The organism is Janibacter sp. CFPM2_SD2, assembly GCF_057364645.1.
On record NZ_JBNFOF010000081.1, the window covers coordinates 1 to 12,195 of the forward strand.

General features: G+C 71.9%; 11 protein-coding genes, 3 tRNA genes and 2 pseudogenes. 12 read left to right on the top strand and 4 right to left on the bottom strand.

Annotation, left to right across the window (positions count from 1 at the left end; translation table 11 throughout):
- The 4 genes and pseudogenes from AC2W7J_RS09320 to AC2W7J_RS09335 all read left to right on the top strand — a co-directional run.
- Positions 1–1,081: pseudogene (locus tag AC2W7J_RS09320) on the top strand (ATP-binding protein); the annotation flags it as partial.
- A 191-nt stretch (positions 1,082–1,272) separates the two neighbouring features.
- On the top strand, positions 1,273–2,745 hold the full coding sequence (locus AC2W7J_RS09325; RefSeq protein WP_485982191.1) for an acyl-CoA carboxylase subunit beta: 1,473 nt from the start codon (positions 1,273–1,275) through the stop codon (positions 2,743–2,745).
- A 15-nt stretch (positions 2,746–2,760) separates the two neighbouring features.
- Positions 2,761–4,431, top strand: a complete 1,671-nt coding sequence (locus tag AC2W7J_RS09330) for an AMP-binding protein (RefSeq protein WP_485982186.1) — start codon at positions 2,761–2,763, stop codon at positions 4,429–4,431.
- Between the two features lie 154 nt (positions 4,432–4,585).
- Positions 4,586–5,935, top strand: a complete 1,350-nt coding sequence (locus AC2W7J_RS09335; protein WP_485982187.1) for an MFS transporter — start codon at positions 4,586–4,588, stop codon at positions 5,933–5,935.
- Positions 5,936–6,020: 85 nt separating this feature from the next.
- On the opposite strand, the gene AC2W7J_RS09340 is transcribed toward AC2W7J_RS09335, so the two are convergent.
- Positions 6,021–6,515, bottom strand: coding sequence for a YajQ family cyclic di-GMP-binding protein (locus tag AC2W7J_RS09340; RefSeq protein ID WP_255185332.1), 495 nt, complete (start codon positions 6,513–6,515; stop codon positions 6,021–6,023).
- 68 nt (positions 6,516–6,583) lie between these two features.
- Here AC2W7J_RS09340 and AC2W7J_RS09345 point away from each other — a divergent pair.
- The 8 genes from AC2W7J_RS09345 (at position 6,584) to AC2W7J_RS09380 (ending at position 9,857) form a co-directional block, all read left to right on the top strand.
- Positions 6,584–6,669, top strand: a tRNA-Tyr gene (locus AC2W7J_RS09345).
- A 95-nt stretch (positions 6,670–6,764) separates the two neighbouring features.
- Positions 6,765–7,196 (top strand): acyl-CoA thioesterase, encoded by a 432-nt coding sequence (locus tag AC2W7J_RS09350; RefSeq protein WP_255185333.1) that lies wholly within the window; start codon positions 6,765–6,767, stop codon positions 7,194–7,196.
- An 83-nt stretch (positions 7,197–7,279) separates the two neighbouring features.
- Positions 7,280–7,352: transfer RNA gene (locus AC2W7J_RS09355), tRNA-Thr, on the top strand.
- Between the two features lie 39 nt (positions 7,353–7,391).
- Positions 7,392–7,465: transfer RNA gene (locus AC2W7J_RS09360), tRNA-Met, on the top strand.
- Positions 7,466–7,637: 172 nt separating this feature from the next.
- A complete protein-coding gene (rpmG, locus tag AC2W7J_RS09365; protein ID WP_084450001.1) occupies positions 7,638–7,808 on the top strand; it encodes a 50S ribosomal protein L33 in 171 nt (56 codons plus the stop codon).
- Between the two features lie 98 nt (positions 7,809–7,906).
- Entirely contained in the window at positions 7,907–8,353 is a 447-nt protein-coding gene (locus AC2W7J_RS09370; protein ID WP_255185334.1) for an FAS1-like dehydratase domain-containing protein, read from the top strand.
- A 2-nt stretch (positions 8,354–8,355) separates the two neighbouring features.
- The gene (locus tag AC2W7J_RS09375; protein ID WP_255185335.1) at positions 8,356–8,781 is read left to right on the top strand and encodes a MaoC family dehydratase; all 426 of its coding nucleotides are present in this window, start codon (positions 8,356–8,358) and stop codon (positions 8,779–8,781) included.
- Positions 8,781–9,857: a UDP-N-acetylmuramate dehydrogenase gene (locus AC2W7J_RS09380; protein ID WP_485982188.1), complete on the top strand. Its 1,077-nt coding sequence runs from the start codon at positions 8,781–8,783 to the stop codon at positions 9,855–9,857. The genes AC2W7J_RS09375 and AC2W7J_RS09380 overlap by 1 nt, the downstream gene beginning before the upstream one ends.
- A 155-nt stretch (positions 9,858–10,012) precedes the next feature.
- On the opposite strand, the gene AC2W7J_RS09385 is transcribed toward AC2W7J_RS09380, so the two are convergent.
- The 3 genes and pseudogenes from AC2W7J_RS09385 to AC2W7J_RS09395 form a co-directional block, all read right to left on the bottom strand.
- The gene (locus AC2W7J_RS09385; RefSeq protein ID WP_485982189.1) at positions 10,013–10,999 is read right to left on the bottom strand and encodes a S8 family peptidase; all 987 of its coding nucleotides are present in this window, start codon (positions 10,997–10,999) and stop codon (positions 10,013–10,015) included.
- Positions 11,000–11,070: 71 nt separating this feature from the next.
- A complete protein-coding gene (locus tag AC2W7J_RS09390; RefSeq protein WP_485982190.1) occupies positions 11,071–11,505 on the bottom strand; it encodes a hypothetical protein in 435 nt (144 codons plus the stop codon).
- A 131-nt stretch (positions 11,506–11,636) separates the two neighbouring features.
- Positions 11,637–12,195: pseudogene (locus tag AC2W7J_RS09395) on the bottom strand (amidohydrolase family protein); the annotation flags it as partial.

Sequence of the window (12,195 nt, forward strand, 5' to 3'; positions counted from 1 at the left end):
GCGGCATGCGGGCCGTCGCGGCGGGCGATCCGGTCGCCCCCGGCCTGGGGAGCGGGCCCGGTCGGAGGCCGAGCGCAGCTTCGGCTCCGGTGACCTCTTCGCCGAGCTTTACGTCGAGCGGGCGCGGCACGTCGAGGTGCAGGTCGCGGCCGACGGCGAAGGGGGAGTCACCCACCTCGGCGAGCGTGACTGCACCCTTCAGCGGCGCTTCCAGAAGGTCGTCGAGGTCGCTCCCGCACCCGGCCTGCCCGAGGACGTCCGCGCAGCGCTGCACGAGGCGGCCGTGCGGCTGCTCGCCGGGCGCGGCTACCGCGGGCTGGCGACGGTCGAGTTCCTCCTCGACGCCGACGACCCGACCCGCTGGTGGTTCATCGAGGTCAACCCGCGCCTGCAGGTCGAGCACCCGGTGACCGAGATGGTGACCGGCGTCGACCTCGTGCTCACCCAGCTCGCGCTCGCCGCGGGCCGCACCCTCGCCGAGATCGGTCTCGACCGACCCCCGGAGGTGCGGGGGAGCGCGGTCGAGCTGCGCGTGGCGGCCGAGCGGGTCGGCTCCGGTGGTGAGGCGCTGCCCGCCCACGGCGTCGCCACCGGCCTCGCCTGGCCGAGCGGCCCGGGCGTGCGGGTCGACACCCACCTCGTCGAGGGCACCCGCATCGACGGGAGCTTCGACTCCCTCGTCGCCAAGGTCGTCACCCACAGCCACGGCACCGGAACTCTGCAGGACCCTAGGGTCTTGCAGAGTTCCGGTGTCTCCGGCGCGCTCGACAAGGCGCTCCGGGCCGCGCTCGAGTGCTCGATCGACGGTGTCGAGACCAACCTGCCCCTGCTGCGCGAGCTGCTCGCGCACGACGACGTCGCCGACTGGCGGGTGACCACCCGCTGGATCGGGGAGGCAGGGCTCGCGCAGACGGCCAGCGGCGAGGCCGGCCCCGTCGGTGAGGTGCGCGCCGAGATGACCGGAGCGGTCGTCGACGTGCTCGTCGCCGCGGGTGACGAGGTCGCGCTCGGCGCGCCCCTGCTCGTCGTCGAGGCGATGAAGATGGAGCACGTCGTCACCGCGCCCGCCTCCGGCACGGTCACGGCGGTGGCGGCACGGCCCGGGGCCACCGCGGCTGCCGGAGACCTCCTGGTGCGGCTGCTCCCTTCGTCGGTGGGGGAGGAGACCGCGAGCGTCGACGACGGTCCCGACCTCGACGCTGAGCGCGCCGACCTCACCCGCCTGCGCGAGCGGCAGGAGCGACGCCTCGACGCCGCCCCGCCCCCGATGCGATCGCCAAGCGGCACGCCCGCGGTCAGCGGACCGCTCGTGAAAACGTCGCCGACCTCGTCGACGAGGGCAGCTTCGTCGAGTACGGCGGGCTCGCCGTCGCTGCCCAGCGCGCCCGACGCAGCGAGGAGGACCTCGTCGCGAGCACCCCGGCCGACGGCATCGTCACCGGCATCGGGCACGTGACGACGAGCCCCGGTGCGACCGGCACCCGCACCGCGGTCCTCGCCTACGACTACACGGTCCTCGCGGGCACGCAGGGCTACCTCAACCACAAGAAGACCGACCGGCTGCTCGAGATCGCCGAGCAGCAGCGGCTGCCCGTGGTCCTCTTCGCCGAAGGGGGCGGCGGCCGCCCCGGCGACACCGACACGACGGTGGCGAGCGGGCTCGACGTGCCGACCTTCGCGTCGATGGGTCGCCTGAGCGGGCTCGTGCCGACCGTGGGCATCGCGGCCGGGCGCTGCTTCGCCGGCAATGCCGCGCTACTCGGCTGCTGCGACGTCATCATCGCCACCCGTGACTCGACGATCGGCATGGGCGGCCCGGCGATGATCGAGGGCGGTGGCCTCGGTGTCTTCGCGCCCGAGGAGGTCGGCCCGATCGGCGTGCAGGGCAGCAACGGCGTCGTCGACGTGGTCGTCGACGACGAGGCCGAGGCGGTCGCCGTGGCGCAGCGCTACCTCGGCTACTTCCAGGGCTCCCACGAGCAGTGGAGCGCGCCCGACCAGAGGCGGCTGCGGCACGTCGTGCCGGAGAGCCGGGTGCGCGCCTACGACGTGCACGTCGCCATCGACACCCTCGCCGACGAGGGCTCCGTCCTCGAGCTGCGCGCTGGCTTCGCGCCCGGCGTCATCACCGCCCTCGTGCGGGTCGAAGGACGGCCGATGGGCCTCGTCGCCAACAACCCGCGTCACCTCGGCGGCGCCATCGACACCCCGGCGGCCGACAAGCTCGCGCGCTTCCTCCAGCTGTGCGACGCGCACGGCCTGCCCGTCGTCTCGCTGTGCGACACCCCGGGCTTCATGGTCGGCCCCGAGCACGAGCGCACGGCGACGGTGCGCCACTTCTCGCGGCTCTTCGTCATCGGCTCGCACCTGCGGGTACCGGTCGTCACCGTCGTGCTGCGCAAGGCCTACGGCCTCGGGGCGCAGGCGATGGCCGCCGGTGGCTTCCACCGACCCGCGGCGACCCTCGCGTGGCCGACCGGCGAGGTCGGCGGCATGGGGCTCGAGGGCGCCGTGCGCCTGGGCTTCCGCCGTGAGCTCGAGGCCGTCGCCGACCCGGCGGAGCGGGCCGAGCTCGAGGCCGAGCTGCTCGCGCAGATGTACGAGCGCGGGCGGGCGGTCAACGCCGCGGCCGTCGTCGAGCTCGACGACGTCATCGACCCGGTCGAGACCCGGCGGTGGATCGTCACCGCGATGGGCTCGGCCGTCCCCGAGGACGTGCCCCGGAGGTACGTCGACACCTGGTGACCCAAGGAGTGCCCGATGGACTACACGCAGCACCTCGCCGACGTGCGCGCCCGGCAGGAGCGGGTGCGCCCCGCCGACACGCCCCGCGACGTCGTCCACCCGCTCGGCGAGATGACCGTGCCCGAGTACGTGGACGCGTGGGCCGACCGCCAGCCCGAGCACCCGGCGCTCGTCGTCGGCGACGAGACGCTCACCTACGCCGACCTCGCCGGTCGGCACTCCCGGTGGGCCGGGTGGCTGCGGGCGAAGGGGGTGGCCCCCGGTGACCGCGTAGGCGTGCACCTGGGCAATGCGTACGAGTTCGTCGTCGCCATGCTCGGCACCCTGCGCGCCGGCTGCGTCCACGTGCCGGTCAACCCGATGTTCCAGCGGGCCGAGCTCGTCCACGAGCTCTCCGACAGCGGTGCCCGCGTCGTCGTCACCTACGCCGCGCTCGTCGAGCGCCTGCTGCCGGCCGCCGCGGACGCGGGCGTGGAGACGGTCGTCGTCGTGGGAGGTGAGGTCTCCTCCCTTCGCCGGGAGGGGGTCGAGATCGTCACGTGGGACGAGGCGCTCACCGCGGACCCGCTCGTCGAGCCGGAGCGCGACCTCGACGCGCTCGCGGCGCTCAACTACACCGGGGGCACGACCGGCCTGCCCAAGGGCTGCGAGCACTCGCAGCGTCACATGGTCTACACGGCGGTGAGCGGTGCGGGGGCCAACGGCCTGGGTCGCGAGGTCGTCTCGCTGTGCTTCGTGCCCGTCTTCTGGATCGCCGGCGAGGACCTGGGCATCCTCATCCCGCTCGTCATGGGTGGCACGAGCGTGCTGCTGCACCGGTGGGATGCCGCGACCGTCGTCGACCTCGTCGAGCGCCACGGCGTGACGATGACCGCCGCGACCGTCGAGAGCTATCTCGAGATCCTCGAGCTGCCCGACATCGCCGAGCGCGACCTGTCGAGCTTCACCGGGCCGATGGCGATGTCCTTCATCCGCAAGCTGACCCCGGAGGTGCGCCGTCGGTGGGCCCAGGTCGTGGGGGAGCACTCGGTGCTGCGCGAGGGCTCCTACGGGCTCACCGAGAGCCACACGGTCGACGTCGTGCCCTACGGCTTCGCCGACGACGACCACGACCTGACGACCACGCCCGTCTTCTGCGGACTGCCGGTGCCCGGCACCGACGTGCTCGTCGTCGACCCGGTGACCGCGGAGCCGATGCCCCAGGGCGAGCCCGGCGAGATCATCCTGCGCAGCCCCTCGATCACGACCGGCTACTGGCGCAACCCCGAGGCGACGGCGAGCCAGCTGCGCGACGGCTGGCTGCACACCGGCGACACCGGACACCTCGACGAGGACGGCTGCCTGCACTACCTGGCGCGGGCCAAGGACATGATCAAGGTCAACGGCATGAGCGTCTTCCCGGCCGAGGTCGAGATGATGCTCGCCGGTCACCCCGACGTCGACACCGTCGCCGTCGTGCCCGCGAGCGACGGGGGCACCGGGCAGCGGCCGGTCGCCTTCGCCACGCTGCGCGACGGTGCCGCGGTCGACGCCCCGGCGCTCGAGTTCTGGGCCCGCGAGCAGATGGCGGCCTACAAGGTGCCGCTCGTCGAGGTGCTCAGCGCCTTCCCGCTCACCGACACCGGCAAGATCCGCAAGGGCGAGCTGCTCGAGCGCGCCGGTGAGGTGCTCGCCGCCCGGGGGTGACCCCCTTGGCCCGCCGGCCCTGTCGTGGGCTCGAGCTGCCGCGGCCCTGCCCGCCGGCTCGTGGGTGTCCACACATCGACGTGACCCTTGACACAACTTGAATCCACATTCAACATGAATGCGGATTCATCCACGAGATCTTGGGAGATCAGACATGACGACACCGACAACGACGTCGGACGCGCTCCACTCCTCGGCGACGCGCAAGGCCTTCGTGCGTCTGGTCCCGCTGCTCATGGCGGCCTACTTCATGGCCTTCGTCGACCGGACCAACGTGGGCCTGGCGAAGTCCGCGCTCGAGGTCGACGCCGGCATCGACGCCGCCGCCTACGGGCTGGGCGCGGGGCTCTTCTTCATCACCTATGCGGTGCTCGAGGTGCCGAGCAACCTGATCCTCCACCGCATCGGCGCGAAGGTCTGGATCAGCCGGATCGCGGTCACGTGGGGCCTGATCACGATGGCGATGATGTTCATCTCCAGCCCCACGATCTTCTACGTGCTGCGCCTGCTGCTCGGCGCCGCGGAGGCCGGGCTCTACCCCGGGATCATGTACCTCATCACGACGTGGTTCGCGCAGAAGGACCGCGCCACCGCCGTCGGGCTCATCCTCACCGCCTCGTCCGTCGCCTTCATCGTCGCCAACCCGATCGGCGGCGCCCTGATGAAGATGGACGGCGTCGGCGGCCTGCACGGCTGGCAGTGGCTCTTCGTCCTCGAGGGCATCCCGACGGTGCTCCTCGGTGTCATCATCTTCTTCGTCCTGCCCAACTCGCCGGCCAGGGCGAGCTGGCTGACGCCCGACGAGGCCGCCGAGCTGACCCGGCGCGCGGTCGGTGCGGAGGAGCCGGTCGGCAGCCCCGGGGCGATCGTCCGCCAGGCGATGTCCACGCCCTTCCTGCTGACCGTCGCGGCGATCTACTTCATGAACCAGATCGCCACCTACGGCGTCATCTTCTTCGTGCCCTCGATCGTCCAGGCGATGAACGTCACCGACAGCTTCCTCGTCGGGCTGATCTCCGGTGTCGTCGGCGTCGGGGCGGTCATCGGTGTGCTCGTCGTGCCCCGTGTCCTGCGGCGCAACCCCGGCAGCGAGGTGCGGCTCATCGGCATCACGACCGCAGCCGCGATCGTCCTCGCGCTGTGCTTCGTCGCCGTCGATCAGCCGGTCGCCCGGATGATCATCCTCAGCGCGACGATGCTCTTCATCGTCGGCGTCCAGCCGCTCTACTGGTCGGTGCTCATGGCCCGGCTCGGGGGAGTGGGTGCGGCCGCCGGCCTTGCCTTCGTCAACACCATCGGCCTCACCGGTGGCTTCGTCGGGCCCTATGCCTTCGGTCTCGCGGAGCAGGCGACGGGCGCGCCCTCGTCGGGTCTGTGGGTGCTCATCGCGGCCACCTGCCTGGGACTGCTCTGCGTGCCGCTGCTCGCTCGCCTGCTGCGCCGGCACGACGCCGACAACCCCGTCGGCGACCCCGCGGACGACGTCGCCCCCGTGGCGGTCTGACCCTGCGGACGAGACGACCGGCCGTGACCCGAGGGTCGCGGCCGGTCGTCTCGTGCTGCCCGGCGTGCCGGGGGTGAAGGGAGGGTCAGCGGTAGTTGGTGAACTGCAGCGCCACGTCGAGGTCCTTGCCCTTGAGCAGCGAGATGACCTCCTGCAGCTCGTCGCGGGACTTGCCGGTGACGCGCAGCTCGTCGCCCTGGATCTGCGGCTTGACGCCCTTGGGGCCCTCGTCGCGGATGATCTTGGAGATCTTCTTCGCGTTGTCCTGGTCGATGCCCTCCTTGGTCGGGCCCGACAGGACGTACTCCTTGCCGGAGGGCTTGGGCTCCTTGTCGCCGAAGTCGATGTTCTTCAGCGAGACGCCGCGGCGCACGAGCTTGGACTCGAAGACGTCGAGGACGGCGAGCACGCGCTCGGCGGTGTTGGCCTTGATGACGATGCTCTCGCCGCTCCACTCGATCGAGGCGCCGACGCCCTTGAAGTCGTAGCGCTGCGCGACCTCCTTGGCCGCCTGGTTGAGCGCGTTGTCGACCTCCTGGCGGTCGACCTTGCTGACGATGTCGAAGCTGCTGCTGGCCATGTCCGGGGCGCTCCTCGGGGTGGATTCTGCTGTTGGGCGTTCGGCTTGCTATCCTCTCAGACGCACACGGCAGGTTGTCCGAGCGGCCAATGGAAACGGACTGTAAATCCGTCGGGTTATCCCTACGAAGGTTCGAATCCTTCACCTGCCACCAGCAGTGCACGAGGCCCCCGGGACGTCCGCGTCCCGGGGGCCTTGCTCGTCGCCGGCGCCCGCCCCGCGCGGAGCCGGTCGGGCAGGATGGGCCGGGTGACCCCCTTCGACCGCTCGAGCTACGGCCACTGGACGACGATGCCCACGCGCTGGAGCGACAACGACCAGTTCGGCCACGTCAACAACGCCGTGCACTACTCCGTCATGGACACGACGATCAACAACTGGCTCAAGGCGCACGGCTTCGACGTCGCCGCCGGTGGCGACACGATCAACCTCATCCCCGAGACCGGCTGCCGCTACCTCGCCGAGATCTCCTACCCCGACGTCTTCGAGATCGGTCTGCGCAGCCTCGCCGTGGGCCGCACGAGCGTGCGCTGGGAGTGCGCGCTCCTGCGGGCGAGCGACGGCGAGGCCGTCGCCATCGCGACCTCCGCGCACGTCTTCGTCGACCGTCAGACGCGGCGTCCGGTGCCGGTCCCGGCCGGGCTGAGGCCCGCTCTGGAGGCCCTCGTCGCCGGCGGGTGAGCCCTCGATTTCATGACCACGCCATCTGGCGTGTAAACTCTCCCGAGGTTGTCCACCGGATCTCCCCGAGAGCCGGAGGACCTGCCCCCTTAGCTCAGTCGGCAGAGCGTTTCCATGGTAAGGAAAAGGTCGTCGGTTCGATTCCGACAGGGGGCTCGGGTTCGGCCCGCGCCGCGCGCGCAGGTCGACCGCCACGGCGGGGTAGCTCAGCTGGTTAGAGCGCACGACTCATAATCGTGAGGTCGCGGGATCGAGTCCCGCTCCCGCTACGCAGTGCCACGGGTGCGACCACCACCGATTTCCGGTGGGGCCGCCCCGTGGACTATTCTTGTGCGTCGTTGTGTTGTGCCCCCGAGGTGGCAACGCACCACACACCTCCCGCCCAGCGCAGACCGGCGCCAGGCGAGTACCACCCGAAGTGTCTGAGAGCAGGTTCTTACCGTGGCCACGAAGAGCGCCGACGTCCGCCCCAAGATCACCATGGCGTGCACGGAGTGCAAGGAGCGGAACTACATCACCAAGAAGAACCGCCGCAACAACCCCGACCGCATGGAGCTGGCGAAGTTCTGCCCGCGGTGCCGCAAGCACACCGCGCACCGCGAGACCCGCTGAGGTCCCAGCAGCACCTGCACGCTTCCCGACGCGGCCGCCCGAGCACCTGCTCGAGCGGCCGCGTCGTCGTGCACGAGGTGCCCGCCTAGACTGACCGCATGGCCGTGAACGAGGACTTCCAGGGGCGCAGCTACGAGCCCACACCCCCCTTCGACGTGGGGCGTGAGCACATCCGCGACTTCGCCGCGGCCGTCGGTGCGACCGACCCGATCCACACCGATGTCGAGGCCGCGCGGGCCGCCGGTTACGCCGACCTCGTCGCCCCGCCGACCTTCGCCGTCATCCCCGGGCAGCGCACCGACCGCCAGTTCGTCGTCGACCCCGAGGCCGGCGTCGACTACACGCGCGTCGTCCACGGCGAGCAACGCTTCACCCACCACCGACCGATCGTCGCGGGCGACGAGCTGCGCGGCGTGCTGCACATCGACGCGATCCGCGCCGCCGGCGGCCACCAGATGGTGACGATGCGCAGCGAGATCATCGACGCCCACGACGAGCCGGTCGCGACGAGCCTGTCGACGATCGTCGTGCGAGGAGGAGAGTGACCATGGCCGTGCGCGAGTTCTCGCAGGTGAGCGAGGGCGAGGCCCTCCCCAGCCGCACCATCCCGGTCACGAGGGCCACCCTCGTGCACTACGCCGGAGCCTCCGGCGACCGCAACGTCATCCACTGGGACGAGCGCACCGCGCAGGCCGTCGGCCTGCCCGACGTCATCGCGCACGGCATGTGGACCATGGGTGCCGCGGTCCAGGTCGTCACCGACTGGGTCGGCGACGCCGGCCGCGTCGTCGACTACGGCACCCGCTTCACCAAGCCGGTCGTCGTCCCCCACGACGGGGGCGCGGCCATCGAGGTGTCCGGCGCGGTGCGGTCGCTCGACGCGCAGACCCGGCAGGTCACCGTCGAGCTCACCGTGACCTGCGGCGACGACAAGGTCCTCGGCCGCTGCCGGGCGACCGTCCAGCTCGACTGATGGGCGGCACGGAGCACGGCGCCGCGCTGGCGCCGCTGACGACCATGCGTGTCGGTGGCCCGGCCGACACGCTCGTCACCGCGACGACGACGAGCGAGGTCGTCGAGGCGGTGCGCGCCGCGGATGAGGCGGGCACCCCCCTTCTCCTGCTGTCGGGTGGGTCCAACCTCGTCATCGCGGACGACGGCTTCCGCGGCACCGTCGTGCGGATCATGACGAAGGGGGTGGACGTCGCCCCGTCGTCGCAGGCCGGGACCGTCGAGGTCACCGTCGCCGCCGGTGAGGTGTGGGACGAGGTCGTCGCCCGCGCCGTCGCCGAGGGCTGGTCCGGCATCGAGGCCCTGTCCGGCATCCCCGGCCTCGCCGGGGCGACCCCGGTGCAGAATGTCGGCGCCTACGGCCAGGAGGTCGCCCAGACCATCGTGCGGGTCCTCGCGTGGGACCGGCGGGAGGGGGCGCAGGTCACCTTCGACAACGCCGCCTGCGCCTTCACCTACCGGCACTCGGTCTTCAAGGAGACCGGCCGCTACGTCGTGCTCGAGGTGACCTTCCGCCTCGGCGACGACGGGCTGTCCGCGCCGGTCGCCTACGCCGACCTCGCCCGCGAGCTCGGTGTCGAGCAGGGCGCCCGGGTCCCGCTGGCCGATGCCCGGGCGGCGGTGCTCGCCCAGCGCGGCATCCGCGGCATGGTGCTCGACGAGCCCGACCACGACACGTGGAGCTGTGGCTCCTTCTTCACCAACCCGATCCTGCCGACGGAGCAGATGGACGAGCTCGTCGAGCGCGCGGCCGCCCGGCTCGGTCCTGACGGGCCGGTCCCGCCGGTCTTCCCCGCGGGGGAGGGGCGGGTCAAGACGAGCGCGGCCTGGCTCATCGACAAGGCGGGCTTCGGCAAGGGGCACCGCATGCCCGGCCCTGCTGCGCTGTCGACGAAGCACACCCTGGCGATCACCAACCGTGGCGACGCGACGGCGGCCGACGTCGCCGCCCTTGCTCGTGAGGTGCGCGATGGCGTGCGCGAGGCCTTCGGGGTGACGCTCGTCAACGAGCCCGTCTTCGTCGGGCACGCCCTCTAGGCCGCCCGGCCCCAACTCTGCACGACCCCAGGGTCGTGCACGGTCCAGGCCCGGCAACTCTGCAAGACCCTAGGGTTGTGCAGAGTTCAGACCCGGCACGACGCAGGGCCCCCGGCCGATGGCCGGGGGCCCTGCGTTCTGCGTGGGCGTGCGGGTCAGCGCACCGCCGCGTAGGCGTCGACGATGCCGTCGCCGTAGAAGGAGTTCTCCTCCGGGGTGCCGACGCAGGGGGCGCCGGCGGTCGTGGTCGAGCACGGGGTGTCGGTGGCCTGGGCCCGCAGCTCGGTGATCATCTTCTCCGGGCCCCACGTCGGGTGCGCCGACTTCATGAGGGCGAGGACGCCGGCGACGTGCGGCGAGGCCATCGAGGTGCCGCTCTTGAGGCCCCAGCCGTTGTCCTTGACGATCGTCGACAGGATCGAGCGGCCCGGGGCCGAGACGTCGATCGAGCCGAGACCGCGGTTGGAGAAGGACGACAGCGTGCCCGCCCGGTCGAGCGAGGAGACGGTGACGACGCCGTCGAGCTCGGTCGGGATGTCCTTGCACGAGCTGTTGATCGTGCGCTCGACGGAGGTGCCGTCGTTGGGGCTCGAGTCGTTGGTCGTCTTGTTCGACAGGTCGTAGGAGCTGTTGCCCGCGGCCGCCGCGTGGACGGTGCCGCGCTTCGTCGACCAGTCGACCGCGCGACGCACGGCCTCCATGGCCGGGGCCTGCTCGGGCTGGTCACCGCACCAGAACTCGAAGGGGTCGACGTAGTAGCTGTTGTTGGTGACGTCCATGCCCTTGAGCCCGGCCTCCATGAAGCCGCAGACCGCGTACTCGGGGTAGATGAACCCGTCGTCGTTGACGACCTTGACCGAGGCCATCTTCGCGCCCGGCGCGATGCCGACGATGCCGACACCGTTGCGCTCGGCGCCGATGGTGCCGGCGACGTGGGTGCCGTGGTCGCTCGTCGTCGGGGCCCAGGCGGACTCACCGGTGGCCGGGCGGCCGGCGTCGGTGCAGCCGACGGAGTTGGCGCGGTCGATCTGGTTGGCCAGGTCCGGGTGGTCGGGGTCGATGCCCGAGTCGAGGACGCCGACGAGGACGTCGGGGGAGCCGGTCGTGATCGCGTGCGCCTGCGGCACCTTGATCATCGCCATGTCCCACTGCTCGCCCTCGCGCGGGTCGGTGGAGGTGGCGGCGGTGCCCTCGGAGACGTCACCCTTCTTCGTCAGGGCCTTCTTCTGCTGCCCGGTGCCGGGGCCCCACGGGGCCTGCGCGCCGGCGGGGGTGCCCTCGCTGACGGCGACGGAGCGGGTCGGCCGACCGACTCGATGGCATTGCCGGAGGCCGCGACGACGGCGGTGCGGAAGTCGGCCTTCGTCGAGTGGGCGACGACGACGCCGATCTGCGGCCACGACTGGACGACGACGCCACCGGCGGCGGTCACCGCCGACTCGACCTTGCGGACCTGGCCCGGGGTGACGAGCTTGGTGTTGATGACGTAGCTGGAGATCTGACCGTCAGGGGTCGAGATCGGGACCGGGGTCGAGGTCGGCTCGTCCTGGGTCGCGCCCGTGGCGGACTGGGCGCCGATGACGCCGAGCCCGATGACGGCGGCAGCAGCCGCCAGGCGCGCGCCGCGCGGTCGCATGCGTGAAGCCATGTGCATTTCCTCCCTTGGTGACCGCGGGCCGGGGATCGAGCCGCGGCACTGCGATCTTGGCAGAAGATGTCACGCCGTGTGGGGTGAGAGCCGCAGGATCTTCGGCCGGGTTCGCGCTCCGGGAGTGACGGCTACGCCGCGGACGAAGGGGGTGTCTCCAGCCAGGCGTCGATGTCCGCCAGGGCGGTGGCGACGACCTCCTCCGGAGCGCGGCTGGCGCGGAAGGAGCCGCGGGCGAGCTCGGCGAGCTCCGGGTCGGTCAGGCCGTGGAACGTGCGGGCGGTCTCGTACTGCGCGAGCAGCCGCGAGTCGAAGAGCAGCGGGTCGTCGGCGCCGAGCGCGACCGTGGCCCCGGCGTCGAGCAGCGTGCGCAGGGGCACGTCGGGCGCCTCGCGGTAGACGCCGAGCGAGACATTGGACCCCGGGCACACCTCGAGCGCCACGCCGCGCTCGACGACGAGGTCGAGGACGCGCGGGTCCTCGACGCTGCGGACGCCGTGGCCCAACCGCTGCGGTCGCAGGGTCTCGAGAGTCTCGGCGACGGCCTGCGGCCCGAGCAGCTCGCCGGCGTGGGGCACGAGGGCCAACCCGGCCCGCTCGGCGATGCGGAAGGCCGGGGCGAAGTCCGGCGTCGACCCGCGGCGTTCGTCGGTTGGACAGCCCGAAGCCGAGGACCCCCTCCGGGCCCGC

Bases quoted from the DNA above. Each gene is read 5' to 3' on its own strand.
- AC2W7J_RS09330 (WP_485982186.1), top strand. From the start codon at position 2,761: ATGGACTACACGCAGCACCTCGCCGACGTGCGCGCCCGGCAGGAGCGG.
- AC2W7J_RS09335 (WP_485982187.1), top strand. From the start codon at position 4,586: ATGACGACACCGACAACGACGTCGGACGCGCTCCACTCCTCGGCGACG.
- AC2W7J_RS09340 (WP_255185332.1), bottom strand. From the start codon at position 6,515: ATGGCCAGCAGCAGCTTCGACATCGTCAGCAAGGTCGACCGCCAGGAG.
- AC2W7J_RS09370 (WP_255185334.1), top strand. From the start codon at position 7,907: ATGGCCGTGAACGAGGACTTCCAGGGGCGCAGCTACGAGCCCACACCC.
- AC2W7J_RS09375 (WP_255185335.1), top strand. From the start codon at position 8,356: ATGGCCGTGCGCGAGTTCTCGCAGGTGAGCGAGGGCGAGGCCCTCCCC.
- AC2W7J_RS09380 (WP_485982188.1), top strand. From the start codon at position 8,781: ATGGGCGGCACGGAGCACGGCGCCGCGCTGGCGCCGCTGACGACCATG.
- AC2W7J_RS09385 (WP_485982189.1), bottom strand. From the start codon at position 10,999: ATGGCGATGATCAAGGTGCCGCAGGCGCACGCGATCACGACCGGCTCC.
- AC2W7J_RS09390 (WP_485982190.1), bottom strand. From the start codon at position 11,505: ATGGCTTCACGCATGCGACCGCGCGGCGCGCGCCTGGCGGCTGCTGCC.